General features: G+C 50.6%; 22 protein-coding genes, 1 tRNA gene and 6 pseudogenes. 14 read left to right on the top strand and 15 right to left on the bottom strand.

Features of this window, described 5'->3' with window-relative positions; translation table 11 throughout:
• Window positions 1–118 precede the first annotated feature (118 nt).
• From HCK03_RS23550 to HCK03_RS23515, 8 genes are all read right to left on the bottom strand, one after another.
• Window positions 119–1,423: an ABC transporter substrate-binding protein gene (locus HCK03_RS23550; RefSeq protein ID WP_135185279.1), complete on the bottom strand. Its 1,305-nt coding sequence runs from the start codon at window positions 1,421–1,423 to the stop codon at window positions 119–121.
• Between the two features lie 2 nt (window positions 1,424–1,425).
• A complete protein-coding gene (locus HCK03_RS23545) occupies window positions 1,426–2,511 on the bottom strand; it encodes an ABC transporter ATP-binding protein (RefSeq protein WP_041143813.1) in 1,086 nt (361 codons plus the stop codon).
• A 5-nt stretch (window positions 2,512–2,516) separates the two neighbouring features.
• Window positions 2,517–3,341, bottom strand: coding sequence for a phosphodiesterase (locus HCK03_RS23540; RefSeq protein ID WP_041143814.1), 825 nt, complete (start codon window positions 3,339–3,341; stop codon window positions 2,517–2,519).
• A gap of 10 nt (window positions 3,342–3,351) precedes the next feature.
• Complete coding sequence (locus HCK03_RS23535) at window positions 3,352–4,239, bottom strand: carbohydrate ABC transporter permease (protein WP_041143815.1); 888 nt, start codon at window positions 4,237–4,239, stop codon at window positions 3,352–3,354.
• On the bottom strand, window positions 4,229–5,101 hold the full coding sequence (locus HCK03_RS23530; protein ID WP_167692270.1) for a carbohydrate ABC transporter permease: 873 nt from the start codon (window positions 5,099–5,101) through the stop codon (window positions 4,229–4,231). Before HCK03_RS23530 ends, HCK03_RS23535 begins: the two co-directional genes overlap by 11 nt.
• 187 nt (window positions 5,102–5,288) lie before the next feature.
• Window positions 5,289–6,308: an NADPH-dependent aldehyde reductase Ahr gene (ahr, locus tag HCK03_RS23525; RefSeq protein WP_167692269.1), complete on the bottom strand. Its 1,020-nt coding sequence runs from the start codon at window positions 6,306–6,308 to the stop codon at window positions 5,289–5,291.
• A 158-nt stretch (window positions 6,309–6,466) separates the two neighbouring features.
• A complete protein-coding gene (locus tag HCK03_RS23520; protein ID WP_167692268.1) occupies window positions 6,467–7,045 on the bottom strand; it encodes a class I SAM-dependent methyltransferase in 579 nt (192 codons plus the stop codon).
• The gene (locus HCK03_RS23515; protein WP_167692267.1) at window positions 7,045–8,058 is read right to left on the bottom strand and encodes an HNH endonuclease; all 1,014 of its coding nucleotides are present in this window, start codon (window positions 8,056–8,058) and stop codon (window positions 7,045–7,047) included. Before HCK03_RS23515 ends, HCK03_RS23520 begins: the two co-directional genes overlap by 1 nt.
• Before the next feature lie 281 nt (window positions 8,059–8,339).
• Between HCK03_RS23515 and HCK03_RS23510 the strand changes: the two genes are divergently transcribed.
• Window positions 8,340–8,424 (top strand) — tRNA-Leu (locus HCK03_RS23510).
• Between the two features lie 152 nt (window positions 8,425–8,576).
• A pseudogene (locus tag HCK03_RS23505) lies at window positions 8,577–8,935 on the top strand (Arm DNA-binding domain-containing protein); the annotation flags it as partial.
• 29 nt (window positions 8,936–8,964) lie between these two features.
• Here HCK03_RS23505 and HCK03_RS23500 read toward each other — a convergent pair.
• Window positions 8,965–9,971, bottom strand: a pseudogene (locus HCK03_RS23500) (IS3 family transposase); the annotation flags it as partial.
• A gap of 66 nt (window positions 9,972–10,037) precedes the next feature.
• Between HCK03_RS23500 and HCK03_RS23495 the strand changes: the two are divergent.
• Window positions 10,038–11,052: pseudogene (locus HCK03_RS23495) on the top strand (IS110 family RNA-guided transposase).
• Between the two features lie 219 nt (window positions 11,053–11,271).
• On the opposite strand, the pseudogene HCK03_RS23490 reads toward HCK03_RS23495, so the two are convergent.
• Window positions 11,272–11,391 (bottom strand): annotated as a pseudogene (locus HCK03_RS23490) (transposase); the annotation flags it as partial.
• A 223-nt stretch (window positions 11,392–11,614) separates the two neighbouring features.
• On the opposite strand from HCK03_RS23490, the gene HCK03_RS23485 reads away from it, so the two are divergent.
• From HCK03_RS23485 to HCK03_RS23445, 10 genes and pseudogenes are all read left to right on the top strand, one after another.
• Window positions 11,615–12,928, top strand: a complete 1,314-nt coding sequence (locus HCK03_RS23485; RefSeq protein WP_206110929.1) for a metallophosphoesterase — start codon at window positions 11,615–11,617, stop codon at window positions 12,926–12,928.
• Window positions 12,929–12,958: 30 nt separating this feature from the next.
• Window positions 12,959–14,041: a GTPase-associated system all-helical protein GASH gene (locus HCK03_RS23480; RefSeq protein WP_167692266.1), complete on the top strand. Its 1,083-nt coding sequence runs from the start codon at window positions 12,959–12,961 to the stop codon at window positions 14,039–14,041.
• A 12-nt stretch (window positions 14,042–14,053) separates the two neighbouring features.
• Window positions 14,054–15,112 carry a TRAFAC clade GTPase domain-containing protein gene (locus HCK03_RS23475; RefSeq protein WP_167692265.1) on the top strand — a complete coding sequence of 353 codons (1,059 nt, stop codon included), beginning with the start codon at window positions 14,054–14,056 and terminating at the stop codon, window positions 15,110–15,112.
• Between the two features lie 4 nt (window positions 15,113–15,116).
• Complete coding sequence (locus HCK03_RS23470) at window positions 15,117–15,959, top strand: TRAFAC clade GTPase domain-containing protein (protein WP_167692264.1); 843 nt, start codon at window positions 15,117–15,119, stop codon at window positions 15,957–15,959.
• Window positions 15,960–15,975: 16 nt separating this feature from the next.
• Complete coding sequence (locus tag HCK03_RS23465; RefSeq protein WP_167692262.1) at window positions 15,976–17,979, top strand: GAP1-N1 domain-containing protein; 2,004 nt, start codon at window positions 15,976–15,978, stop codon at window positions 17,977–17,979.
• 213 nt (window positions 17,980–18,192) lie between these two features.
• Complete coding sequence (locus HCK03_RS23460; protein WP_266096262.1) at window positions 18,193–18,651, top strand: antirestriction protein; 459 nt, start codon at window positions 18,193–18,195, stop codon at window positions 18,649–18,651.
• Window positions 18,652–18,885: 234 nt separating this feature from the next.
• Window positions 18,886–19,407 (top strand): DUF2778 domain-containing protein, encoded by a 522-nt coding sequence (locus HCK03_RS23455; protein ID WP_167692261.1) that lies wholly within the window; start codon window positions 18,886–18,888, stop codon window positions 19,405–19,407.
• A 307-nt stretch (window positions 19,408–19,714) separates the two neighbouring features.
• Window positions 19,715–19,876 (top strand): annotated as a pseudogene (locus HCK03_RS26465) (DUF2778 domain-containing protein); the annotation flags it as partial.
• Window positions 19,857–20,378 carry a hypothetical protein gene (locus HCK03_RS23450; RefSeq protein WP_167692260.1) on the top strand — a complete coding sequence of 174 codons (522 nt, stop codon included), beginning with the start codon at window positions 19,857–19,859 and terminating at the stop codon, window positions 20,376–20,378. The pseudogene HCK03_RS26465 and the gene HCK03_RS23450, both read left to right, overlap by 20 nt.
• Window position 20,379: 1 nt before the next feature.
• On the top strand, window positions 20,380–20,865 hold the full coding sequence (locus HCK03_RS23445) for an Hcp family type VI secretion system effector (RefSeq protein ID WP_041143831.1): 486 nt from the start codon (window positions 20,380–20,382) through the stop codon (window positions 20,863–20,865).
• A 105-nt stretch (window positions 20,866–20,970) separates the two neighbouring features.
• Here HCK03_RS23445 and symE read toward each other — a convergent pair whose 3' ends face one another.
• The 5 genes and pseudogenes from symE to srlA form a co-directional block, all read right to left on the bottom strand.
• Window positions 20,971–21,306: an endoribonuclease SymE gene (symE, locus tag HCK03_RS23440; protein ID WP_115193682.1), complete on the bottom strand. Its 336-nt coding sequence runs from the start codon at window positions 21,304–21,306 to the stop codon at window positions 20,971–20,973.
• 560 nt (window positions 21,307–21,866) lie between these two features.
• The gene (locus tag HCK03_RS23435) at window positions 21,867–22,883 is read right to left on the bottom strand and encodes a Gfo/Idh/MocA family protein (RefSeq protein WP_167692466.1); all 1,017 of its coding nucleotides are present in this window, start codon (window positions 22,881–22,883) and stop codon (window positions 21,867–21,869) included.
• 25 nt (window positions 22,884–22,908) lie between these two features.
• Window positions 22,909–23,889: a PTS glucitol/sorbitol transporter subunit IIB gene (srlE, locus tag HCK03_RS23430; RefSeq protein ID WP_167692258.1), complete on the bottom strand. Its 981-nt coding sequence runs from the start codon at window positions 23,887–23,889 to the stop codon at window positions 22,909–22,911.
• A complete protein-coding gene (locus HCK03_RS23425; RefSeq protein WP_115193679.1) occupies window positions 23,886–24,257 on the bottom strand; it encodes a PTS glucitol/sorbitol transporter subunit IIA in 372 nt (123 codons plus the stop codon). The genes srlE and HCK03_RS23425 overlap by 4 nt, the downstream gene beginning before the upstream one ends.
• Window positions 24,254–24,780 (bottom strand): annotated as a pseudogene (srlA, locus tag HCK03_RS23420) (PTS glucitol/sorbitol transporter subunit IIC). Before srlA ends, HCK03_RS23425 begins: the two are co-directional and overlap by 4 nt.
• A 389-nt stretch (window positions 24,781–25,169) precedes the next feature.
• Here srlA and HCK03_RS23415 point away from each other — a divergent pair.
• Complete coding sequence (locus tag HCK03_RS23415; protein ID WP_041143843.1) at window positions 25,170–25,466, top strand: helix-turn-helix transcriptional regulator; 297 nt, start codon at window positions 25,170–25,172, stop codon at window positions 25,464–25,466.
• Window positions 25,467–25,812 lie beyond the last annotated feature (346 nt).

Raw genomic sequence — 25,812 nt, 5'->3', positions numbered from 1 at the left:
TCGCGCGGGGAGAGGGTGAAAAAGTACCTTTTTTACGCTGAAAAATCAAACGGCTGGGGTGAAAACTCCTCGTCGCCCGCTCGGCGCGGTGCGACCGGGCGGGCGACGAGGCGGGGGTTTACTTTATCTCGGCGAGCGCGGTTTTATCCACGTAGGGCTTCATCAGGGCATCGGCCTCTTTCTGCGCGGCCTCGACCGCCGCTTCCGGGGTGACCTTCGCATCGTTGACCACCGCCGCCAGCTGGTTCTCCATCGCCTTGCGTACCGCGACGGTTTCCCAGGTGGAGTACCACGGATGGGCGTATTTCAGCTGCTCCAGGGCGATGGCCGCGCGCGGGTCCTGCTGCAGATAGGCCTTCATTTCCGGCGTATCGTAGGCCGCTTTGCGCGGGGAGAAGTAGCCGGTGAAGCGGCTCCACTCGCCGTTGACCTGCGGGCTGACGAGGTAAGTGAGGAACTGATAGGCCGCCTTTTTCTGCGCGTCGGAAATGCCTTTAAAGCTCACCAGGCTGGCGCCGCCTATCGGTACCGCGCGCTGCTCTTTGGCCGGCAGCATCGCCACGCCGAGCTCGAAGTCTTTGCTATTTTCGCGCATAAAGCCCAGGGCGCCGGTGCTCAGCATCGCCATCCCGAGCTTGCCGGAGAAGAACGACGCGCTGATCTGCTTCGAGTTGAGCACGCCGGAGGGCATCACCTTGTCCTGATAGACCAGGTTCTGCCAGAAGCGCAGGGCGCCGATGGTGGTCGGGGCGTTGTAATAGACTTCGCCAGGATAGTCTTCGTTAAAGTACTTCCCGCCGTTGGCGCGCACCAGCGCCGAGAAGATCCAGCCGCCGTAGTCGTCGTTGGTGGACGGCAGCATAATGCCCCACTGGCCTTTGCTCTCGTCGGTCAGCTTTTTGGCATCCGCCAGCAGCTCGGCCCAGGTCTGCGGCGGCTGCTTGATCCCGGCCTGCTCGAACAGGGTTTTGTTGTAGTAGAGGATCGGCGTCGAGTTATGGAACGGAATGGCGTAAGTGGTGCCCATCACCTGGGCGTTTTTGTGCATCGCCGGCCAGAACTCTTTGACCAGGAAATCTCCGGCCTTCTGGTCGCCGTATTTGAACAGCTCGTCCATCGGCAGGATCTCATCCTTGAGCGCGAGGTCGGTGGTGAAGTTGGCGGACATGATCACCAGCGCCGGCGGCTGCCCGGCCTTCTGCGCCGACTCGGCTTTGATCTTGGTGGTGTCGTAGTTGCCGGTAAAGATCCCGCGCACTTCGACGTCCTGCTGCGAGTCGTTAAAGGCCTTGATGACGCGAGTCATCTCCATGGTCAGCTTGCCGTCTACCGGTGCCGGGAACATGAAATCGATCTTCTCTTTCGCCAGCGCTGCGCCGCTTAGCGCGAGCGAAAGCCCGACCGCTGTCAGAGTTTTAAGCATGGTCAATCTCCTGGAGTAAGCGCCTGATGAGCGGGCGCTAAATTATGCTGTTGCTCAGCATGAAAAAGATGAATATCCCCGGGCGAGAAGCCGAGGAGCAGCGAGTCGCCTTTCTCCGGCACCGCGCCGCGATGGCGGCGGCTAAAGCGCAGGGTGCCGATGGGGGTGCTGACGTGGAGCAGGTAATCGGCCCCCATCAGCTCTCGTTGCAGGACGGTGGCACAGAGGCGCAGGTGGCCCTCCTCCACGCGATCGCTGATGTGTTCCGGGCGAAGGCCTAGCCAGACGCGGGACTCGTCGCGATAGCCCGGCGGCAGCGGATGGCGCAGCTCGCCGAGCCGCACCTCGCCGTCGGCGCAGGGCAGCGACAGCAGATTCATCGCCGGGGAGCCGATAAATCCGGCGACGAACAGATTGGCCGGGTGGGCGTAGAGGTGCTCCGGGCGCCCGACCTGCTGCACGTGGCCGGCGTTCATCACCACGATGCGGTCGGCCATCGACATCGCCTCGGTCTGGTCATGGGTGACGTAGACGGTGCTGGTTTTCAACTGCTGGTGGAGGTCCATAATGCTGTCGCGCACCTCGCTGCGCAGGCGCGCATCGAGGTTGGAGAGCGGCTCATCCATCAGGAACAGGCGCGGATTGCGCACGATGGCGCGGGCCATCGCCACCCGCTGGCGCTGGCCGCCGGAGAGCTTCGCCGGCTTGCGATCCAGCAGGGCGTCCAGCTGCAGCATCTGCGCGACGTTATCCACCCGCGGCTGCCAGCTGGCCTTCTCCTCTTTGCGCACCTTCATGCCGAAGGTGATGTTGTCGCGCACCGACAGATGCGGAAACAGGGCGTAGTTCTGGAAGATCATCGCGAAGTTGCGCTCGCGCGGCGACATATCGGTGATGTTCTGCTCGTGGAGCCAGATTTCACCGTCGCTGACCCGATCGAGCCCGGCCAGCAGGCGCAGCAGGGTGCTTTTGCCGCAGCCGGAGGGGCCAACCAGCACCACGAACTCGCCTTCGTGAATATCCAGCGACAGGGCGCTGAGGGCCGGCTTGCCGTCGAAGCGTTTGGTGATATTTTGCAGACTCAGCATCGTGATTAGCGCTCTTGCGTCGGGCAGCTGATGTTTTCGTCATACAGCCACGGCCCGGCATAGTGCGCCAGCGAGTGCTGGTAGCTCACCCACTGCTCGCCCACCAGGCGATGCATCAGGCAGGAGGCCGGCGACAGGTCGTAGTACGGGCGGGTATCTTCGTGGAAATAGGGCACCTGATGGACGGTTCCCGGCACGGTGGAGATAATCGCCTGGCGGTGCTGGGTCATCGTCAGGCTATGGTTATGGCCGCAGAAAATGCGCGTCAGCGACGGGAAGCGCTCCACCAGCGCCAGCAGGCGATAGCCGTTTTCACAGGCGATGGGGTCCATCTGGGCGTTACCCAGCGGCAGCGGCGGATGGTGCATAAACACCGTCGCTGGCTTATCGCCGCCGTCGAACAGCTGGGCTTCCAGCCATTTAATGGTCTCGTCGGTCAGCCAGCCGCTGGAGGTGCCGGCGCGACTGGAGTCGATAAACAGCAGGCGGGTGGCAAAATCGTCCACCGCGTAGCGCATGTTCTGCGGGTCGCTGCCGAGCTGCGGGCACAGCGGATGCAGGTATTCGAGAAACAGCGCTTTATCGTCGTGGTTGCCGGGAATGAGATACAGCGGATAGTTCAGGCCGCTGAGGATCTGGCGGGCTGCCTCGTACTCCTCCGGGCGGCCGCAGTTGACGATATCGCCGCTGATCACCACCGCGTCCGGACGCTCCTGCAGGGCGTTGAGCTGGGAAACCACGTCGGCGTTGGCGGCATTAACGTCGATAAAGCCGTACAGCTTCTGGCCGTGGCTGCGGAAGTGGGTATCGGAAATTTGCGCTAACAGCATCAATAACTCCTTATTTGATCCCGGAGAAGCCGAAGCTTCGCAGGAACTGTTTCTGGAAAAGGATGAACGCCAGCATCAGCGGCAGGCAGACCATCAGCGTCCCGGCGCCGATGGTGCCCCACTGGCCGCCGGATTCGGCGCCCATGGCGAAGGAGACCAGCCCCACGGTCAGCACCTGCTTATCGGGATCGTTGAGCATCATCAGCGGCCACAGGTATTCGTTCCAGTGGTAGGTAATGCTGACGGTGGCGAAGGCCAGCACCGACGGCCAGGACATCGGCAGCAGCACGCGGAACAGCACCTGCCACCAGCGGCAGCCCTCCATCAGCGCGGCCTCCTCCAGCTCTTTGGGGATGGCGAGGAACGCCTGGCGCATCAGGAACACGCCGAACGCCGAGGTGAAGTAGGGCATCATCACCCCGGTGAGGGTGTTGAGCAGGCCGAAGGTTTTAAGGGTCAGCATGTTTGGCACCATCATCACCACCGGCATGATCATCAGCTGCACCAGGAACAGCAGGAACAGGGTCTGCTTGCCGCGGAACTCGTGGCAGGCGAAGACGTAGCCGGCGGTGGTGATGGTCAGCAGCTGCACGAAGAAGGTGCCGAAGGTGAAGATAAGGGTGTTGGCATAGAGGCTCAGCCAGTCGGCGCTGGCCCAGGCATCGCGGAAGTTATCGAGGGTCAGCGGCAGCCTGGGCAGCAGCGAGGCCATATCCTCGCCGAAGGTGGTGGCGCTGAACGAGGTTGCCAGCATCCAGATAAACGGGCTCACCCACAGAAGCGCCAGGCAGCACATCAGCACGCTAAGAGTGAAGGGCTGCGAACGACGCAGGCGCAGCCACAGCGGGCGCGATGCGGCCGGTGAGCGCACGGCCAGCGGCGAGATTTCAGCGCTCATGGTGGGCTCCTTTCTCCAGTAGTCTGAGGTTAAGCAGCGAGAAGGCGAACAGCCCGGCCAGCGTCAGGAAGGTGGCGGCGGAGGCTTTGCCGAGGTCGTGGGTATCCCACGCCAGGTTCTGGATGTAGTAGAGCAGCACGGTGGTGGCGTTGTCCGGCCCGCCGCGGGTCATCACCGCCACGTGGTCAATCTGGGTGATGGAGTAGATCAGCGCCGTGGTGATGACGAAGCTGAGAGTCGGGCGCAGCAGCGGCAGGGTGACCTTAAAGAACACCTGGCTGCGGGTGGCGCCTTCCATAATCGCCGCTTCGCGGGCCGAGGCCGGGATGCTCTGCAGGCCGGCGAGGAAAAACAGCATGTAGTAGCCGGCAAACTTCCACACCCCGATCAGCGCCAGCGCCAGCAGGGCGGTGTTGCTGCGCCCCAGCCAGTTGTTGTTCATCGGGCCGACGATCTTCGTCAGATAGTGGTCGAGCAGGCCGAGGCCGGGCATAAAGATAAACAGCCACAGCGCGGCGGCGCTGACCATCGGGATAATCATCGGGAAGAAGAAGGCGGTGCGCAGCCAGCGGTTGACGCGGTGGTTTTCGCTCAGCGCCACCGCCAGTAGCAGGGCCAGCGTCACGCCCGGCACCACCGTCAGCAGGATATAGAGCAGGTTGTTGACCAGCGACTGCCAGAAGACGCTATCGGCGAACAGGCGGGTGAAGTTATCGAGGCCGACGAACTGCGCGCCGTCGCTGACCATCCGGGTATCGAACAGGCTGTCGTAGACCGATCGCCCCAGCGGGAACCAGGTAAAGAGCAGTAAAAACAGCAGCGAAGGTGACAGTATCAGCCAGGGGAGCCAGCTTTTTCTCATAACGGCGACGTCTCAATCGGGCATTGTCGAAGCACGGATTGTGAGAAGCTTTGACTGCAAAAGTATGGCGGGAAGATGACTATTTAATGACCGGAGACGCAGCTGCCGGGCAGACGGGCCGCCCGGCGGAGAGGTTACACACCGGCGCTCAGGCAGCGTATAGGCGGCCTGAGCGCGGCGGAGATCGTCAGAAGTCGGCTTTCAGCACTACCCGATAGCGGGCCTTGCCTTCGCGCACGTGCTTGAGCGCTTCGTTGATTTGCGACATCGGGAACAGCTCGGTGGTTGGCGCCACTTTGCTGCGTCCGGCGAACTTCATCAGCTTGCGCAGCTCGGACGGGTTGCCGGTCGCCGAACCGGAGATGCTGCGGTCGCCGCCGATCAGGGTGAAGGCGGGAACCGGGAACGGCTTCATCACCGCGCCGACGGTGTGGAAGTTGCCGCCCCAGGAGAGCGCTTCGAAGTACGGCTGCCATTCGAGATCCACCGCCACGGTGTTGATGATCAGGTCGAACTGACCGGCCAGCGCTTTTAAGGCTTCAGGATCGCGGCTGTTGACTACGCGATCGGCGCCCATCGCCAGCACTTCCGGCTCTTTTGCCGGGTTGGAGCTGAAGGCGGTGACCTCCGCGCCCATCGCGCGCAGCAGTTTGATGGCGATGTGGCCGAGGCCGCCGATGCCGATGACGCCGACGCGGCTGGTGGCGGTGACGTGATGCATCAGCAGCGGTTTAAAGACGGTGATGCCGCCGCAGAGCATCGGGCCGGCGGATTCGATATCGATGCTTTCCGGCAGGGGGATCACCCACTGCCAGTCGGCGCGCAGCTTATCGGCAAAGCCGCCGCGGTTGATGATGGTCGGCACCGAGCCTTCCAGGCAGTTGATCTGGTTGCCGCTGATACAGGCGTCGCAGTGCCCGCAGCTGCGGGCCGTCCAGCCGATGCCGACCTTCTGACCGACCTTCAGCCCCTTCTCCCGCGCCGCGCTGCCCAGCGCCGCGACGCGGCCAATGATTTCATGACCGGCAACCAGCGGGTAGCTCGACATGCCCCATTCGTTGTCGATCATCGACAGGTCCGAGTGGCAGATGCCGCAGTACTCCACCTTGACCTCGACATCTTCCGGCCGGAGTTCGCCGGCGTCGTATTCCCACAGTGACAGATCGGCGCCCGCTTCTTTGGCGGCGTAGCTTTTAATTATGCTCATGACGGTTTCCTTGGGTTTGGCGTAGATAAGAAGGAAGTGTAGAGCATTGGGGGTGGCGCCGCTTGGCAGAAGGAGGTGTGGGGGGAGGGGCGTGGGTGGGGCGAGAAACGAAGAGCGGCCAGGGTTCCCCCCGGCGGCAAGGGGAAGGGAGCAGAGGCTCAGGCCTTCAGCAGCAGCGCATTCAGCCAGGTTTCGCTGCGGTCCGGGCGCTTATCCAGGGTTTGCCACATCCGCGTGATGTCGATATCCGCCAGCGCGGCGACCAGCGCCGTGAGGCCCGCCTCATCGAGGTCGATAAAGCGTCGCCCCTCTTTTTCGCGCTCGCCGGTCCCGTATTTAAACGAGACGTACCAGACGCCGCCGGGTTTAAGCGCCGTCGCCAGCCGCTGCATCACGCCGGGAAGCTCATCGCCAGGCACGTGCAGCAGCGATGCGCAGCACCAGATCCCATCGTAGCGCGCGGTTTCGCTGATGTCGGCAAAACTGCGCTGGCGGACCGGCAGCCCGCTGTAGCGCGCCGCCCGCGCCACCATTTCCGAGGAGGCGTCAAAGGCCTCGACCCGATAGCCCATCTCGGCGAAAGCTTTCGCATCGCGCCCGGAACCGCAGCCGGCATCGAGGATCAGCTTCGGCGGCGTTAGCGCCTCAACGAAGGGGGCGTACAGGGAGGACATATCGACAGCGACGGTGGCGGTAAAAAAGCTGTCGGCGTTGTGTTGGTAGTAGTTGATGGTCATCAGAAGATATCCGGCCCGGCGGCCTGGGGCTCCCATTCATGAAGCAGGGTAATACGCGCGGTATTCCAGGCGTTGTTTAAAAAATCATGCCGGCGCGCCGGGGTGCTCCCGGTCTGGCGGATGAGCGTTTCGCGCAGCGGCAGGTGGCTGGTAATAAAATATTCGTTCCTGTCGCGCAACCGGTAGAGTAATTTTTGCGACGGCACCCGCATAAACTTGCCCCGTTCGCCGCGGTTGCAGCTCCGGCAGGCGAGGACCAGATTCCAGACGCCGTTGATGTTGCCCACCTCCTGACGGGCACTCCACGGGATAAAGTGGTCGACGTCGGCCAGGTTCTCGTCGCCGCTATCGAGGCTAACCGGTGCGTAGCAGTAGAAGCATCGTCCTTTTTGGTAGCCATTGAGGCTGTCGCGACAGCTGGAGATAGCTACCCGACGGGCATTGCTGGCGCTGAATAGCTGCTGTTCGGCCGCATCGTACTCGATGGCGATCAGGATGCGGGAGACGTTCATCGCCCACGCCTGCTCGACCAGCCGCCAGCGGGCCTCGGTTTCATGGATCAGGTTCGGGTACTGCTGGCGCTCCGTCAGCTGGTAAAAGCTGTCGGTCAGGCGGATGCCCTTATGCGTTTTGCGCTCGTCGATAAAAAATCGCGTATCGATTTCGCCCTGATTGACGTTATGAAACTTATCCAGCACCACGCTAAAGCCGAGCTTCACCGTGGCGGCGGTGAGCCGATCCTGGTTTATCTCCCGGCGGTTAAAGCTGTCGCAGGTATTAAGGAACTGGCTTCTGGCGGAGGTGATCTGCTTCGGCGCCTGCTGCAGATGGCGGCACAGATGCTGGCTGAAGGGCAGCGCCAGGTCTTCGAGCAGGATCAGGTCGCTGCCGTCGCGGCGGACGTCGTACAGGGCATGGGCCAGCGCGAACTTGTAAGAGGCGACGTTCTTGCCAAACAGAATAATGCCGCGCCAGTAGTTCTCCAGCGTGGGTTCGATCTGATAGAAACGCATAGCGGGCACCCTGTTATTGGGAAAGTATCGGCGTTATTACGCGAACCAATAACAGGATCTGATAACAAATGGCTGAAAATGTAAACCGCCCTGAAGCGTTTGCAGTTTTTTGCGAGCAGGTTCGGAGATAAGTGCCTGAGAGAGCAGGGGAGCGCGCGGGTTAGCGCGGCAAAAGGCGGGTTACGCTGTTTTTTTCGACACTTAGCGTAGCTGGCATACGCTGTTGCTTGCATGGCAGCCAACGACAGGTATAATCCACAACGTTTCCGTATCCCTTCTGTGCCGGAGTGGCGAAATCGGTAGACGCAGTTGATTCAAAATCAACCGTAGAAATACGTGCCGGTTCGAGTCCGGCCTTCGGCACCAGTATCCTGTCCATCCCCGTCCGGGGAAGTCCAAAAAAATACTTAAAATCATTGTGTAGGATGATTTTCTCATCCGGTATCGTCCGAGCACATCCGTTGCAATAAAGACCCCGCTGGAGGCATCCCCACTTCGATAAGAAATGTGCCCCCAAGATGAAGCTGAATGCCCGCCAGGTCGAAACTGCAAAGCCTAAAGAAAAAACCTATAAAATGGCTGATGGTGGCGGTTTGTACCTTGAGGTCACTACCAAAGGATCGAAGTACTGGTGTATGAAGTACCGACGGCCAGCCGACAAAAAAGAGGACCGGCTTGCCTTTGGCGTCTGACGCTTGCTGAGGCACGTGCTAAGCGTGACTAAGCTAAAAAGATTTTAGGGCAGGGCATTGACCCCAAAGCTGAACAGAAAGAAGCTCAGGCTGAAAATGCGGGGGCTTACACCTTTGAAACGATTGCCCGTGAATGGCATGCGAGTAACAAGCGCTGGAGTGATTGCCATCGTTCACGGATTCTGTGACCTGCCCCCAGGATTAGATACAACCTTCAGTTAGTAATGTCGGTTGGTTTTTGTTCATATTTCCTGTTTCGCCAGTCCGTTGCGAATTCAGCTGGTGTCTGGTAATCCAGCGATGAATGGGGACGGCACTCGTTATAATCCTGCCGCCAGTCATTAATCGTTTTCCGGGCATGAAGAATATCGCTGAACCAGTGTTCATTCAGACACTCATCGCGAAAGCGTCCGTTAAAACTCTCAATAAATCCGTTCTGCGTTGGCCTACCTGGCTGGATAAGCCGTAGTTCCACACCATGCTCAAAGGCCCATTGATCGAGTGCGCGGCAGGTAAATTCCGGGCCCTGATCGGTTCTTATTGTCGTAGGATAGCCCCAAAACAGCGCGATGTTGTCCAGAATACACGTGACCTGAACGCCTGAAATACCGAAAGCAGCGGTAATCGTCAGACACTCCTTCGTGAAATCATCCACACAGGTCAGGCACTTGATCCTGCGACCGTTGGTTAGAGCGTCCATAACGAAATCCATCGACCATGTAAGGTTCGGCGCATCCGGGCGCAGAAGCGGAAACCGTTCGGTCGCCAGCCCTTTACGGCGTCGTCTGCGTTTTACGCTCAGTCCATTAAGGTGGTAAATACGGTATACCCGCTTGTGATTGACGTGAAGGCCCTCCCTACGCAGCAACTGCCAGATGCGCCGATAACCAAAACGTCTGCGTTCAAGCGCCAGCTCAGTAATACGCCCTGATAAATGTGCATCAGCAGCCGGACGCTGAGCATCATAACGGCAGGTCGACAGGGACAAACCTGTAAGCCTGCAGGTACGACGTTGCGACAGACCGGTCGCATCACACATCAACACCACGGCTTCCCGCTTCTGGCCTGTCGTCAGTACTTTCGCCTCAGAGCCACCTGAAGCGCCTCCTTATCCAGCATGGCTTCAGCAAGCAGCTTCTTGAGCCTGGCGTTCTCTTCCTCAAGCGACTTCAGGCGCTTAACCTCGGGTACCTCCATACCGCCATACTTCTTACGCCAGGTAATGGGATGGACTACCTCCTCCCTCTGCGGTTAACTGTACGAAATGTGCTCACCAGGAGAATCGCCATGAATATCGTATTTCTGGGTATTGATCTGGCTAAAAATGTTTTTCAGCTCTGCGGGTTAAACCAAGCCGGCAAACCGGTTTATACGAAACGCACTGGCCGAAAAGAATTGCTCCAGACGCTGGCAAATATTCCTGCATGTCTGATTGGGATCGAAGCGTCCACCGGGGCATTTTACTGGCAGCGTGAGTTTGAGAAACTGGGGCACAAAGTAAAGGTCATCAGTCCTCAGTATGTAAAACCCTTTGTCCGCGGGCAAAAAAATGATGGTAATGATGCACAGGCCATCGCAGTGGCTCTGATGCAACCGACAATGCAGTTCGTGCCGCCAAAAAGCCCCGAACAGCAGGATATCCAGGCTTTACACCGGGCAAGGCAGCGTATTGTCAATCACCGCACTGCTACAGTCTGTCAAATAAGAGGGCTGTTACTTGACCGGGGGATCCCCATTGGCAGTGCTGTTTCCAGAGCTCGCCGGCTATTCCTCTTATCCTTGAAGATGCAGAAAACGGTCTAAGTTCCCGTATGCGCAGAACAATTGCCGAACTCTATGATCTCTTTAACGATCTCGAGCGTCGGATCCATTTTTTTGATATGGAAATTGAAACAGTATTCAGGCAATCAGAAGCCTGTCAGCGTATCGCCAAAGTTAAAGGCATTGGCCCTAAAACGGCCACGGCCGTTGTTGCTGCTATTGGCAAAGGAACTGAATTTAAGAATGGCCGCCACTTTGCTGCATGGCTGGGTCTGGTTCCACGCCAGCATTCGAGTGGCGACAGGCAGGTGCTGATGAATATGACGAAAAAGGCGACAAGCATCTGCGGACACTCTTTATTCATGGTGCCCGCGCTGTCGTCAGGGTTGCCACGAATAACAATGATGGCCATATGAATCAGTGGGTTAACCAGTTAAAGGAACGGCGCGGATTTAATAAAACGACCGTGGCGGTCGCTAACAAAAACGCGAGAATAATCTGGTCGATGCTGAGAAATGAGACCGAGTATCAGGTAGTGTGAAATTAATCCCCTGCCAGAAAAAGTTGCAGCGTACTGAGAAATGGTGACAGGTTGCACCTGCACAATCGGAACCTGATTTTTATACTGGCCTCAGAGGCCGTCCAGTTGTTGAGGCGATTGTGTGCGGATTACCCATTTGGGCACAGATTTTCCTGATGCCGGATAGATGTAAGCAACAACCCAAAACCAGATTCAGTACTTGCAAAACGGAGGTAGTCCATAGATGTAAAAGGTGGCGTCGGAAATGGCGTGCTTACGGCAGAGCTCACGGGCAGAAACCCCGGCATCAGCCTCGCGGAGGATACTGATGCTCTGTTCGTCGGAAAAACGCTTCTTCATGGGGATGTCCTCATGTGGCTTATGAAGACATTACTAATATCGCGGTGTATTAATCAACGGGGAGCAGGTCACCGTGATACTTCTGATACACTTCACCTCCATTTTGCAGATTTTGACATCGCTCAAGCATTTTTTAGTCAAAGCAATACGTTAGGCTACAATATTGTTATTTTATTAACTTAGAAAACATAACCATAGGCTTAAATTGGTTCATGAACACGTTGTGTTTAGTATCAATGGCTTGATTTATAAGAATATTAAGAGGACATCTATGTTACTCCTACACTTATCTGATATCCATTTTCGACTCGATGAGATAAGTACGCCAATGGATCCCAACCGACATCTACGTAACGAATTGGTTATAGATGCAAGGGATATGTGCAGAAAATTGGAAACGTCACCTTCCGCTATATTGATATCAGGAGATATTGCGTTCGCAGGACATCCCGAAGAGTACAAATTTGCCTTGGCATGGCTTGAAACACTGGCTAAAGAGTGTGGTACGGACATTGAGAGTGTCTTTGTTATCCCTGGGAATCATGATGTCGTTCGCAAAACCGCTTCAAGACCGATAGTGCAAATGCTACACAAAGAGATTAAACAATCTAACCCACTTGTTCGTGATGGGCTGATGCGAAGTATGCTTATGGATGAGGAAACTAGTCATCCTCTCTACTCATCCTTGGATGAATTTAACTCATTTGCAGTTCAGTTTTTTTGTGACGTTAAAGCGCCTCTTAGGACTATTGCTACCCGAGATTTAAGGCTGAACGATGGCTCGATTCTAAGACTTAATGGGCTAAACTCCGCTTTGGTATCTAGTCATGCAGATAAAAAAGGTGACTTATATGTGGATCCTGCGTGTTTTCAAATAGCAAGAGAAAGAGGGGTGGAACATATTGTTCTCTGCCATCATCCTTTTACTTGGCTAGGACATGGAGAGGAGTTAAAAAGCCATCTGAATGATGTGGCGCGAATTCAACTTTTTGGCCATGAGCATTCTAGCCGAATTGAACTTCAAGATGATACTGTTCGCATTGCTGCTAGTGCAGCCCACCCAGATCGCGTTGAGCCGGGTTGGGAGCCTGGATATAATCTTATAGAGGTTAGTATAGGAAACTCAGCCAGTGGGGAAAGAGAGTTGGATATAGCTGCACATATTCGAATATGGCAGTCTACTCCAGGCCAGTTTAGACCCAAAATGCGTAGAAGTGACGATGTTTACCGGAAAAAGATCCCTTTAGAAAGCTGGGATCCTGCTGCCCAATCAGTGATTACACCAAGCAATGAGTCCATGTCACTACCTAACATTTTGGATTCAGCGAGTGATCCTATGGATAATTTACGAAATGTAAGCATAAAATTCTTTAAACTTACATTGAGCCAAAAATCTGCTATAGCTGGAAAACTTGGCCTCCTAGAAGAGGAAGATAGAGATCAACCTGATTTTGAGCGGTTCCGTCGAGTCTTCATAAGAGCTAGAGATCGAGGTATGATCGAAGAGTTGGAAAAGGAAATTCGTGATATATCGTGATTTTTGCCCTCAATGATGGAGAATATATAAATGCGTAGTTATAGTTTTGCCGATCAATACAGAGCAGCAAATATTGCTCCCGGCCCAGAGATTATTAGGCTCCGCCAAGAAGCTATTGAGAGAATTCTTCCAGATCTAGATGATGATAAAATATTAGATTTGACAAGACGTTATTTTGGAATGGATTGTTCTGCAGATAATAATTGGTTTAGAGATTCCTTTCTCGAAACAGATTCTAGTTTTAGTCTAATTGATAATAAACGTGAGGCATCTGTATTATCAGTGTGTTTACTTTCAGCTGCACTTGCTGATGGTAACATAAATGCCGCTTTGATTCCGGTTGTTGCCTCAGCATGCGGTCATAGAGAGCCATTGTTACAATTAGATTTTATTCAGGAAGCGCAGCAAGCATTAGTAGATCATTCATTTAACTCAAGAAACTCCCCTCATGCAGATATAACTAAGATAAAAACTCCAGCAAAAAATAAAGCTGCTATCGAGCTTGATAAGCTAGCGGAAACAATAGATGTGGCGGCTTTGGCTAATATTGTAAAATCATCATCAAATGAAGCAAGCGAGGCTCTTCAGAAGAGTGTTAATCAGATCTTTAGCGTCCTAAAGCCATTAATTAATCAAACCTCTGAATTGAGGGAAGAGGTCAGCATGTTATGGTGGCTTATTGGTAATCATAGCCGAATACTTGATAAACCATTTGCAGACTTAGATGTCGGAGTTGCCGCTATTATGGCGGGATTAGATTTGGCGGTATTAACAAATAGTGATAGTGGCCCAGTTGCAGCTCCAGCTCTACTACAGAGGATTATAAATTCTCGAGCAAAACTTTCCAAAAAACCTCTTTCTATTGCTCATGTCGTAAATTTACTCCCTTCAGATTTACATCAGTCATTAGAAATTTTAGATAATTACTCTAAGGTTTCCGATATTTGTATCATTACTACAGCAATAAGTAAATCGCAAGAGATAGGACAGGGTGAAGGATGGTATCAAGCATTTAATAAACTAACATGTACAGATGCACAAATTCAATTATCACCTTTAAATCTTGCAGTACAAATGTATCAAGAAGCACTGCTTATCTCTAAATTAAGCTGAGGTGTGTTCATAATGGATGCTAATTCACTGTGTGCCAGAAGCGACTGTAGTTTTTCGACGACAGGAATTTGCCTTGAGGGGCATTCTCCTCCTGAATCGTGCTCATTTATCGGCATAGATGATTCTCATTTAGTCGATTTAGATGGATATGAAGGAGATGAAAATGAAGAGGAAGTTGTCGATGATGTATTGTTAGATAATGATTTCGTATCTCTATCATCGGGAGAAACTTTAACAATTGCTGATGTAGACCATTTTTTATTATCTAAGCCAGCTAAATTTGTAGCAATCATAGGTGAGCTCGATAGTGGTAAAACTACATTGATTTGTTCTTTATATGAATGTTTTTTGAAAGGGAAATTTTCTGATTATTCATTTAAAGGTAGTAGGACTTTGATTGGTTTTGAGAAAAGAGCACATCATTCGCGCATTGATTCTGGGAGGGTTATGCCGGATACGTTACGCACATCCTTTTTTGATGGTTTGAGGTACTTTCATCTTTCTCTTGTAAAGGAAGAAGCAGAAAATTTAGAACATGAATTTGTTGACTTAATGTTATCAGATAGAGCGGGTGAACAGTATCAGCAAGCCAGAAGCAATTCAGATAGTATAAAAGAGTTAATTGAGATCAAAAAATCCGATTACATTGTATTATTACTCGATGGTGCAAAACTAGCTGATCCATTTCAGCGACATAGCGCTATGCAGGCTGTTCGAAGAACACTATGGGCCTTTCTTGATGCTGAGGCTTTATCATCTACATCCAAAGTTCAAGTTGTAACCACAAAGCTTGATTTATTAAGTGAGATACCGCAAAAAGAAATTCTTGATGAATTAATCCAAGAGTTTAAAGCTAGTCTAATAAATGATATGGGGCCAAGATTAGGTGAATTATCTTTTAGCGAGGTTTCAGCGAGAGATCCTTCAGCACAGTACCCATTAGCCAGTGGTCTAGATAACTTAGTTAAAGGTTGGTGTTCTGCGAAACCAATAACTGTTAGAAAAGAAATTAAATATCAAAAATTTGTATCTGAATTTGATCGTTTACTTCTACGAACAATAATGGATTGATTTTATGATTACGATGCAGCATACAATAATTGGCATGCCTGGTTCAGGTAAAACAACTTATCTTGCAGCTTTATGGCATTTATTAACATCCAATGAAGTGAATAGTAAATTTATCTTAAATCGTTTAGTGGGAAATCGTGTATATTTAGATAAAATTGCTGATCTTTGGCAAAAATGTGAAGAAGTACCTCGTACTTCGTTGGCCGCAGAGACGAAAGTTTCAATTGATGTCAAAGAGTCTCATACCGGGAAAAATGCTCTTTTAAATTTCCCAGAATTTTCTGGAGAATCATTTGAGCTACAGATAGCATCTAGGAAATGTAAGAAGGATTATGTTGAAGGCCTTAATGGAGATGGAGGGATCTTATTATTTGTTACAGCCGATAAAATTACTGATGGATTGTCAATTCGTGATGTTGCACCTGTTAATCAAAGCCAAAATATAACAGAAGTGACAGATGAACACACTGAGTGGGACCATAAAATGGTTCCAAGTCAAGTAAGTTTAGTCGAGTTATTACAGTTTTTACAAAATAAGCCATTCAAAATTGTAAATAGGAAATTATCCATTATTATATCTGCGTGGGATGTGGTCGAGGCACAATCACTATCTCCTTTAAAATGGTTAGAAAGAGAGTATCCTTTACTTTTTCAATTTTTAATGAATAACCGAGATTATTTTAATTTTAGAATATTTGGCATTTCAGCACAAGGGGGAGATGTAACGAGTGATTCAAGGAACGAATTGGCACTTAAAGTCCCCAGTAAGCGTATTACTTGTATTGGCGAAGATACTGAACCGCATGATCTTACAAGTCCAATTGCTTGGTTAATGTCTAAAGAATAAAATGATAGGTAATATAATGAAAGAGATAGAAATCCATCAATGTATATATGGTTATGAGAATGGACATCGTTTGCTGGCCACATCAATGAGTCTGCCTCCAGATGTGTCTACAACTCTTTTATTACTAAGCGATTTAGCTCCTGGTTTGATGTTGCCATCAAGTGGGGGATACTGGACTGGGATACCACTTCCCGGAGCCAAGGTCTACGCCTTGATGTACACATGGATGGCGTATGAAATGCCAAGGCCTGGATGCGTTTGGTCGCATGTATTGTTAATTCCATTCCCAGAGATGGCTAGATTACGTGATCTATCTATTCTTGCTCAGTATATATCAAGACCTAATCTTGACAGCGGATTTGATATTTATAATCGTTCAATAATCATAAATGATAAAGTTACTGAGGATATTAATAATAAAAAAAATATTAGTGTTGAAAGCATTAATGAAATTATCAATGCAGCATATAATCTTAGCGGTAAGATTAGAATAGAATCTTCTGTTGAGAATTTAGATGAGTCTATTTTTTGTATATGGTCACAGCAATGGCCTAGATTAAGGCGTTCTTTCTCATTTAGAACTGCATCAAACTCATATGAAAAAACCATAGATAAGAATAATCGGTTTGATATTTCAATTGTGAGAAGCTCGGCTAATGCCCGATATGAAAAGATATCTTCTGTGTCAGAAACATTAACCACTTGGAAAGAAAATGCAATAAGTGATGCTATGTCTTCAGAGGGGACAATATTTAGACGATATTTATGGCGCTATGGGACGGATATTCTATCTGGGCGTAAAAGTTTTAAATATATTTCTGAGATATATTCATACACCTTAGAGAGTGAGCTGAAAGGAGAGGTTCTTTTTAATCTGCTAAGGAAGGTAATATATTATTTTCCTTCATTGAATGAGGCTAAAACGCTAAAGTATGATATTATTTTTAATGGGAAGTTCTCATATTTTTCATTGGTTAATACATTTGATTTGATTGTTTTTTATATCCGAAATGATATTCAAGAATCATTGCCTTTGTTAACTGATGATATTATTTATTCTATCAATTTAGATTTTGATAATAGAGTCGGTGAAATACTTGAAATCGGAGAGATGTCTGTTGGTAATGAAAGTGACTTATGTGTTAAATTATTGAATGTAATGTTGCTTAATATTAAAAGCAATAATTTTTTCTCTTTAACGAAATCAACTCCAAAGTTGAAGTGGTATTTGCTATTAAATAAACCATCATTAATGGATAATGATGAGTTTATAAACGCAACAACTAATGAAAAAATTAACTACATTGATTTTATTCCACTTGATGATGTAGCGTTAGCAAAATCTTTAATGTTGAAAATGCTAAATATTGGTGATTGTGAGTTAGTGTCGAAAATGTATAGCAGATTTAAAGCAACAACTGTTCGCTTCGTTTTTTCTTCTTTTGAAAAATATTGTGTTGATAAATCTTGTGTTATATCTGAAGCATGGGTTGAGATCGTTGATGAGAATCCAAAATATATTATTGAGCATGGTGTAGTAGCAAAGTCAAAATCAACAATTGCATTATATAAATATTTCACTGTACTAAAATCATCTAATTTGCTTTTCGCTGTTGATATAAAGGATTGGGCCACAAGCTTAAAATTTGCTGTTGATAATTTAGATGGTAAGGAACGCATTGAACTAATACTGTATCTGTTCGAGTTAAGTCTTAAACATCCTTCTGGAGATAATGAGATAATATTCGAAAGTTTCTTTGATGAGATTCATGGTTATTTAGAAAGTTCTAACCCTGAGAGCTACAATAGTTTTGTAGATAAACTTCCTGATCTGGGGTGGTTTTCGAATTGGGATAATTGCAAGAGGCTGCGCGTTGCTATTGTAAATACATATGTATTAAATAATCTGAGTTCCTCAAGTTTCATGCATTTGACTTGCCATAAATCTATATATTCCGAGCTTGTAAAAATTTTATTGAATACTGCTGAAGGTAAGAAATACCTTGATAAATTAATTTAACAATTTGATTTTTGTTTATAAGGGTGACTGAAGATATCAAATATTGGAAGCCCTATCGTAATGGACTAGGTGATGTTATTATATCACCGCCGACTTTGTGAGATAGATAACAGTTCATAATGGATTTTCTCTAATCTTCCTAGAGGGGTTGATGTTAGCTGATTAACGCCTGCTGAATTCAGCAGGATACGTAACAGGTTCTGGAAATACTGAATCGCCACCTTATCGTCAGACACTATTTTCGCCACGCCTGTCGCCGATGAACAGCGCCCCGGCTTCTGGCCGCAGCATTTTGGCACGATTCCACAGTGGATATTACTGGAACCGCGCATCTTCGCCTGGATGGACCGTTTCTGTGCGGATTACAGCGGGGGTATCTGGAATTTTTACACTCTCAGCAACGGCGGGGCTTTTATGGTGCCGGATACTGACAGTGATGCGCAATGGCAATTCTTTAACAGCATGAACGGCAATAACGCGCAAATGAGTGCAGAGGCCGCCGGAATTACTGTCTGTCTTATCGAGTACAGCCATCATGCCTGCCGTACCGGGTGCGATGCCATGACAGCGCACTTTGTTTTTTTTAAAACCAGCTCACTGAAATATTTTAATTTTCTTGCATGCTCAATGTTACCTCATTATTTCCCGCACAAAGGCCGCTGTGAGTGTTAACGGCGCTGCAAGTATCTGCCTGGCTTAAACTTTATCTGCATCTCAGCCAGGTTCCTGAAGAGTACATGCATATCCTGATAAATTTCACTATTTGCCATAACCCATATCCTATCGCCAGAAGCTTACTATCAACAAAATAAGATTATTTCAAATAAAATCATAAAGTTAAAATAGACTGTTTGCTAAACAGCTTATACCCTAATCCATATATTATAAAAGGGTATTAGGTGGTTTATGGCTCTACAAGGAACGTTGATTTTGAACGGGGCAGACTATGCACCTTTCAATCTGTACGGCGTAGGCGTGTTCATGGCTTTTTCCGGTAATGGTGTTTATCGAAACAAGGGAGCGTGTGGCGCTGTAAAAGGGGATGGCCCGTTGCCTCCTGGCAAATATTGGATAGTTGATCGTGGTGCTGGCGGTTTTTTTTCAGGATTGAAAGCCAAAGGACAGGATACATGGAACAAGGTTAAGCACGGCGCAGAGTTTGGACGTGATGAATGGTTTGCTCTGTATAAGGATGATTGGGGCATTGATGACGGAACCTGGATTAACGATGTTTACCGTGGATTATTCCGGCTTCATCCTGGAACATTATCAGAGGGCTGCATAACTATTGGCCATAACTCCGACTTCGCACAAATTCGCAATGCATTGATGAACACATCGCTTATTCAGGTCCCGTGTATGCGCTCTCTTATGGCTCGTGGTTGGGTTGAGGTAGTGGCTAATGGCAACACCAACACTTGCCCGTAGATGGGGCGTAAGATTGCTAAAAACGGCTCTATTTCTGCTGATCTGTATGGCTGTAGGGAGAATATTAGGCAATCCAGAGATTTACATTAATCATGCAATAGCATCAAAGATAAGTGACCTTGTTTACGGCGATATTAACGCCGAAACCATGTATGACACTTATTTTTACCTTGACGTTCTAACGGCCGTTATTACCACTACTGTTATTTATTTCATAACGATGAAGTTGATCAGAAAAATAAGGAGCAAATGAAATGCTAATCCCTCCGTACATGTGGTTAAAGATGATGGCGGTGCAGACTGTAGTGGCACACTATCAGAAGGTTGTATCACCCTTCCACATGATTCAGATTTTGCCATGTTACGCAACGCATTGCTGAGAACACAGCAGGTAGATGTTCCTTGTATGAGAAAACTCAAGGCCTACGGCACAATTGAGGTGATTGCCAATGGCAAAACATGTCCTTAGCTTGTTCATTAAGATAGCGCTGTTTTCTGTTGTTATGCTGATTGTCTCTGAGGTGATTTCTTACGACGGTTTAGTCAGTTCAATCATTGCTCTTTTCGATTTCCAAAGCGCCAGTAATTTTACTCGTTTCATACTGGGTGAACCTGATTTAGAGGTGTGGGAATCGTTACATATTTACTTCAGTATCCTGATTAATACCCTGATCAGTGTTCCTGTCATGAGTGCGATTATTACCGCTTACAGCGGCGTGACGCATAAGGTTAGTCCAGCCAATCTCCCTGAGAATTGGATTTTATCCACGCTGCGGCGTTTAGCTAAGTTATTTGCGTTCACGTTGTTGTTCTGGCTACTGCTCCGATTTCTGCCTTACCAGGTTTTTTTTCCTGATAGAGAAACATATTCAGCTCTCATTATTACGGCAATCATGACTTTCAATTTGTTGCTAACGGTGGCTTGTTATGGGGTTGTTATGAATAAAATCACAATCAAAAGGAGTTTGTAAAATGCCTATTCCGGCTTATATGTGGCTTAAAGATGATGGTGGCGCAGATATTAAGGGAGCTGTAGATGTTAAGGATCGTGAAGGGAGTATCGAGATTATTGGCTTTAGTCACGGTTTGAACATTCCGGTGGACGGTGCCAATGGCAAGATCACTGGCAAGCGATCGCACTCTCCGATGATGATTGAAAAGGAGTTTGATAGCTCCAGCCCGTATCTATATAGAGCCGTATCGACGGGTCAGACGCTGAAAAGCGCGGAGATTCGCTGGTATCGTATTAATGATGCAGGGCAGGAAGAGTGCTACTTCATTATGACCCTTGAAGGCGTGAAGATTACAGGCGTGAATCCGGGTATGCCAAACGCTAAAATGGCTGGTAACGCGCAGATCAATCATATGGAATCTATCGCCCTTATGTACGATAGAATCACATGGCGCTATGTCGATGGTAACGTGCAGTATACCGATGACTGGAATGTGAGGGCTTAGTCAACGTTACTGAGGAAAGGCGTTTACACAGAATGATGTACAGGGTCTTTTGGGAGACAGAAAGTAGTGCTCCTGTCTCCACAAATACTCACCAGCGCAGAAGCATTAATTCTTTATGTCCCGTTTCCCCGCAATCACCCCAATAAACTCCCGGACCTGTTTCTGCTTCCTTGCCGACAGCTTCTCTACATTGCGCATCGCTTCTTCCAGCTCCGGTTCCGGCTCAATCGCCGTCAGCACGATGCAGCCCGCCATGACCCGAACCTCTACCTTTGCTCCCGTCGCGAACCCGGCCGCCTCCAGCCACTGGCCCTTCATAACGATAGCCGGAATACGGGTATAATCCGGAAAACGGCTCGCATAGCTCACGGTAAGCTGGCGCTTATTTTTCATCGGCGCTTCTGCATCGAATGAATCTGCAATACAATCGGTCTCAGTCATAATTGCTATTCTCTGTAAATAGTGATTGTGATAAGCGGTGCGGACGTGCTTCAACACGTTCGCATCGCGCTAAATAACACCTGTAAATTTACCCAGTAATAAAAATAAAGTCCAACTGATAATAAAACTTAATCGGCGCCTTCTGGCTTATTTTAAGAAGCTGATAAGGATATTTAATCTTTATGTGTGTAGCGAATGAATAGAATAAATGAATGGATTTACTTTCTTATTGAAAATTAAACTATTTAACGCGAGATATTATTATCAACCACAGGGTAAAAATATCAGCCCATGACGCTATCCTGCGAATAAGCCCCTTCGCTTCATCGATGCCCGGGAGGATGCCCGGCGTCTTCCGGGAATGTCCGGTTCTGCGGCGCGCTGCTTTTAAACGATGCGGTAGCATGAAGAAATTGATGTGTTCGACGTGTGAATGATTCGCGCCGAAGGCGTGGCGGGGATAGCCATCCGCGGGGCAGTCCATCCGGTTATCGGCTAATGCCAGTCACCGGATGTATAAAGTGACAAAGGGAGAGGAGACATCCCTGTTCCCGGCCCCTTTAAACCAGTAGCTCCACCTGGCCGCTCTGCAGGCTTTTATGCGCCGTCTCGCAAATCCGGCTGGCCTGTAGCCCGTCGTCTGCGCTGGCGGCATACGGAGTATGGGTTTTCACCGCTTTAATAAAGTCATTAATCGGGTCAATACCAAACCCGCTGGCGACGCCGTCGCGGTAGGTAATAAAGTAGCTGTTCGGGGTTTTAACCGACTGTTGGCCGAAGATCTCCAGCCCGCGGTTTTGTGAATCGGAGCGGATCCAGGCGTTCTCGCACAGCACCGCCATGCGCCCGTCGTTATCTTTCGGGAAAGCGGCGGGCAGGACCCAGCTGTTTTCAATCACCCACGAACTGCCGTCCTCCATCAGGAGGGTGCTTTGCACGCTGTCCCACGTGTCCAGCCCTTTGCTCGCCAGCAGCCGTTTCTGCCCGACCGCGTAAACCGATTTCACCTCCTGCCCGCTGATATAGCGCACCAGGTCGAAGCAGTGCGAGCCGAGGAACCACACCGGCGAACTCTGTGCCGACCAGGCCAGCCATTCGGTCGGAACGGCGATCACGTCATCCATATTGATATAGCCGCGCAGGATCTTGCCGCTTTCTGCCTTCTGTACCTCCATGCCCACGCGGAGCGCTGCCGGGTCCCAGCGCTTGTGAAAGTCGACGCCGACGGTCACTCCGTGCGCCACGGCGGCGGCAATAATCGCCTCGCAGTCGGCGACCGAGGTCGCCAGCGGTTTCTCAATCAGCACATGCTTACCCTGGGCAATGGCCTGCAGAGCAGGTTCTTTATGGAAAGGATCGGAAGTCGCCACGGAAATGATATCCACCTGCTGTTTATCCAGCAGCGCGGGCAGGCTGGCATAGCCCGGAATGCCCAGCTCATTCGCTGCGGCATGGCACCGCTCCACGTTGTTGTCACACACCGCGACCAGCTCCACGTCCGGGTTATGCAGATAGGCGTTGATATGATGTTTGCCGTAAATTCCCGCGCCGACAACGGCCACTTTTAAGTTGTTCATCATGATGACGTTCCTTTCAGATGTATTAAAACAGTCCCAGGGAAAATACCCAGCCAATCATCACGGCCAGCGGGCCGGTTAGCTGGCGGGAAAGCAAGAAGGCCGGTACGCCGCTGGCAATGGTCTCCGGTTTGGCCTCCTGCATCGAGAGGCCGACGGGGACGAAATCACAACCCACCTGCACGTTAATGGCGAACAGAGCGGGCAGGGCGAAGGCCGGCGAGATATGTCCCAGCCCAATCTGGGTGCCAATCATCACCCCCACTACCTGGGTAATCGCCGCGCCGGGCCCGAGAATGGGCGACAGAAAGGGGATGCCGCAGATCGCCGACAGCAGCAACAATCCCCACAGCGAGTTCGCCATTGGCGTCAGGGCGTGGGCGATTACGTTGCCCAACGATGTGGCCTGCACGATAGCGATCAGCACCGACACAAAGGCCATAAAGGGGATCACCGTGCGCAACGACACGTCCACCGCCTCGCGGCTGGCGGCAAACAGCAGGGCAATCACGTGGCCGGTCTTATTGCCGAGCTTTTCCACCGCCAGAATCAGCATGTTGCCGGGCGTGGGGACGGACTGGGGCCTCGCGGCAGGCGGGGAAGGTTCGACAATCGCCGTCTGCGGCTCGCTCGCTAATGTCTCCCGGGTAATACGCGTAATCTGCGCCTCCCGCACGTCCGAAACGTAGTTGCCGGCGTTGATAAACTGCGCCAGCGGTCCGGCCTGGCCGGTGGGCATCACGTTAATCGTTTTGATCCCTTTTTTGGGATACAGCCCGCAGCGTAGCGAACCGCCGCAGTTGATCACCACGCACAGCGTCTCCTCATCTGGCGGGACGGCCTGAAAGCCGTTGATCACTTCCGATTGCGTAAGCTCACCCAGCCTGCGGGCGACGGGATGGATTTCGCGTCCGGTCAGCGAGACCACCTTCAGGCCGCTGCCGATTGGCAGCGCCAGCCCGGAACCGTACCCCTCGCTGCCGGGAGCAACATTGACAATGTTCATCGCGTCCCCTCCTTAACGGTCATATCCCCTTGTAATGCAACGAGCGCTGGCGCATTCCCTGCCAGATGCACGGCTCCCGAATGGCGTGGCGTGCTGGCGCCATCAAAGATGAAGGTCAGGTGCCCGAGTTCCAGCAGAGCCTGTAGGGCATGGCTGCCAACGGCGCTGATAGTGTAGTTTTCGCCGTCGATAACTAACCGATCTCCCGCCAGGAGACGGGCATGCTCGTGCCGGAAAACCGGTCTCAGAGCGAGGGCATAGTCCAGGCAGTCCGCCGGGCCGTCGGCGCGGAAGGTAATCAGTAGGTTATCCGCCAGCCCGTCCGCTACGTGAGGGCCGATGCGTTCGATATGGGCCTGATAGATCATGCTGTACCTCCCGTTGCTTTATGGCGTAAGCGCAGGAACAGATATTCGGTGATCATGCCGCGCAGCAGGCCGATTACGATGGCGGCAGCGATATAGCGTAGCGCCAGCTCGGTTACCGGTAGCCCAGTGTCTGGATCCCTGCGGCGACGCCGAGCCAGACAAACAGCTCCGAGGGCACCACGTGGGGAAACAGGCTGGTTAGCGGATGGGCGGTGGTGCCCAGAGCGTCTTCATAACCGGGTTTACTCTTTTCGGGCAGCAGCTTGCCGAGCGTCAACGCGCCGGGGCTGCTCATAAAAAACCAGCCGAGGATCGGCAGCAGGCCATAGGTCAGAATGCGCGAGCGGCCAAGCAGCGTCGCGACCCGCTCTATGCGCTGCTGGCCTACCAGCTTCATCAGAAAGTTGATGGCGAGCAGCAGGCAGATCAGCATCGGGATTATCCCGCTCATCATGTCAAGAAAGACCTTCCCGGCGAGCTGGAAGATATCGATAAAGCTTTCAGCAAGGGTAACCAGAAACATGGCGACCTCCTTGCGTAGGGCGAGTGAGCAGTGCGGCAGCGGTGGTGATTTTCATAAGTAAAGTTCCCTGTGGTGGTTAAGGTTACAAACGAAACTCATTGTTTTAACGGGGTTATATTTGCCCTCTTTGAAGGCGAAAGGGTCCAGATGAATGCCTGGCGAGTTAATCATTTACCCGTTTATTTTCGACAGAGGCTTCCGGCCTGGAGGGGCTCTCTCCTCTTATCTGTCCATGAGATTTTCTCTGGATAACCATATAAATTCATGGATTGCTTTAATAATGGCTCTTTTTTAATCTCTAATTCAAGGATTGCATGAATTTACATTGTTATACGTGAAGTGGTGCGCAATCCAGAGGGAGATAATTCTTCTCTTCTGAGAAGAGCTGGATGGCAAACGTGATTGGAAAGCGACTGAAAATAGCCAGAGTGATCGCCGGTATGACTCAGGCGACATTGGGTGTAAAGGCGGGTCTGGAAGAGGAATCCGCGAGTTCCCGGATTAGCTCATACGAAAAGGGCGTCCATGCCCCTGATTTTACATTAGCCTGTAAACTGGCAGTGGTACTTGATGTGCCGGAAGCCTACTTCTATGCGGTAGATGATGATTTGGCAGAACTGATATTGCAGTACCATCGTTTTAAAAAAAATAATCCCGGGAAGACGGTAATGATCGGGGCAAGCTAGATTGCATAAACCATATTTATATTAGAACTTGGTAGCATTTGCATATTGCTAGCTTTTTTATTTCCTTATGATTTATTCATGATAAATGAAATGGCAGAATCTGAAGAGGATGAATTATTACGTCTGGCAAAGTGGGCGCAGCCCTAACGCGAATATGCTTCGGTCATAATCAGGAATAATCGTTGTCAGCTTGGTTGAATATGCCGAAAGTCGGCACATTCCCCTGCGTATTTATGAATTTCTGGTATGAATCTCCCCAATTTAGGCTAATAATCAATTAATCTTTTCAATACAAACAAATTATTGCGATCGTGCTCGCATCGTGGACAATACTCAACCATGAACT

The sequence above is a fragment of the Klebsiella terrigena genome (assembly GCF_012029655.1).
GTDB classification, from domain to species: Bacteria; Pseudomonadota; Gammaproteobacteria; order Enterobacterales; family Enterobacteriaceae; genus Klebsiella; species Klebsiella terrigena.
The sequence above is the reverse complement of the archived record's forward strand: the minus strand, read 5'-3'. Positions and strand labels throughout refer to the sequence as shown.

What these genes read in the sequence shown, in the direction of transcription:
- ahr (WP_167692269.1), bottom strand. Translation starts at nt 6,308, where the DNA reads ATGAGCATAATTAAAAGCTACGCCGCCAAAGAAGCGGGCGCCGATCTG.
- HCK03_RS23415 (WP_041143843.1), top strand. Translation starts at nt 25,170, where the DNA reads ATGGCAAACGTGATTGGAAAGCGACTGAAAATAGCCAGAGTGATCGCC.
- HCK03_RS23465 (WP_167692262.1), top strand. Translation starts at nt 15,976, where the DNA reads ATGAAAGAGATAGAAATCCATCAATGTATATATGGTTATGAGAATGGA.
- HCK03_RS23450 (WP_167692260.1), top strand. Translation starts at nt 19,857, where the DNA reads ATGGCAAAACATGTCCTTAGCTTGTTCATTAAGATAGCGCTGTTTTCT.
- HCK03_RS23545 (WP_041143813.1), bottom strand. Translation starts at nt 2,511, where the DNA reads ATGCTGAGTCTGCAAAATATCACCAAACGCTTCGACGGCAAGCCGGCC.
- HCK03_RS23475 (WP_167692265.1), top strand. Translation starts at nt 14,054, where the DNA reads ATGGATGCTAATTCACTGTGTGCCAGAAGCGACTGTAGTTTTTCGACG.
- symE (WP_115193682.1), bottom strand. Translation starts at nt 21,306, where the DNA reads ATGACTGAGACCGATTGTATTGCAGATTCATTCGATGCAGAAGCGCCG.
- HCK03_RS23550 (WP_135185279.1), bottom strand. Translation starts at nt 1,423, where the DNA reads ATGCTTAAAACTCTGACAGCGGTCGGGCTTTCGCTCGCGCTAAGCGGC.
- HCK03_RS23435 (WP_167692466.1), bottom strand. Translation starts at nt 22,883, where the DNA reads ATGAACAACTTAAAAGTGGCCGTTGTCGGCGCGGGAATTTACGGCAAA.
- HCK03_RS23520 (WP_167692268.1), bottom strand. Translation starts at nt 7,045, where the DNA reads ATGACCATCAACTACTACCAACACAACGCCGACAGCTTTTTTACCGCC.
- HCK03_RS23540 (WP_041143814.1), bottom strand. Translation starts at nt 3,341, where the DNA reads ATGCTGTTAGCGCAAATTTCCGATACCCACTTCCGCAGCCACGGCCAG.
- HCK03_RS23515 (WP_167692267.1), bottom strand. Translation starts at nt 8,058, where the DNA reads ATGCGTTTCTATCAGATCGAACCCACGCTGGAGAACTACTGGCGCGGC.
- HCK03_RS23470 (WP_167692264.1), top strand. Translation starts at nt 15,117, where the DNA reads ATGATTACGATGCAGCATACAATAATTGGCATGCCTGGTTCAGGTAAA.
- HCK03_RS23535 (WP_041143815.1), bottom strand. Translation starts at nt 4,239, where the DNA reads ATGAGCGCTGAAATCTCGCCGCTGGCCGTGCGCTCACCGGCCGCATCG.
- srlE (WP_167692258.1), bottom strand. Translation starts at nt 23,889, where the DNA reads ATGAACATTGTCAATGTTGCTCCCGGCAGCGAGGGGTACGGTTCCGGG.
- HCK03_RS23425 (WP_115193679.1), bottom strand. Translation starts at nt 24,257, where the DNA reads ATGATCTATCAGGCCCATATCGAACGCATCGGCCCTCACGTAGCGGAC.
- HCK03_RS23530 (WP_167692270.1), bottom strand. Translation starts at nt 5,101, where the DNA reads ATGAGAAAAAGCTGGCTCCCCTGGCTGATACTGTCACCTTCGCTGCTG.
- HCK03_RS23480 (WP_167692266.1), top strand. Translation starts at nt 12,959, where the DNA reads ATGCGTAGTTATAGTTTTGCCGATCAATACAGAGCAGCAAATATTGCT.
- HCK03_RS23445 (WP_041143831.1), top strand. Translation starts at nt 20,380, where the DNA reads ATGCCTATTCCGGCTTATATGTGGCTTAAAGATGATGGTGGCGCAGAT.
- HCK03_RS23455 (WP_167692261.1), top strand. Translation starts at nt 18,886, where the DNA reads ATGGCTCTACAAGGAACGTTGATTTTGAACGGGGCAGACTATGCACCT.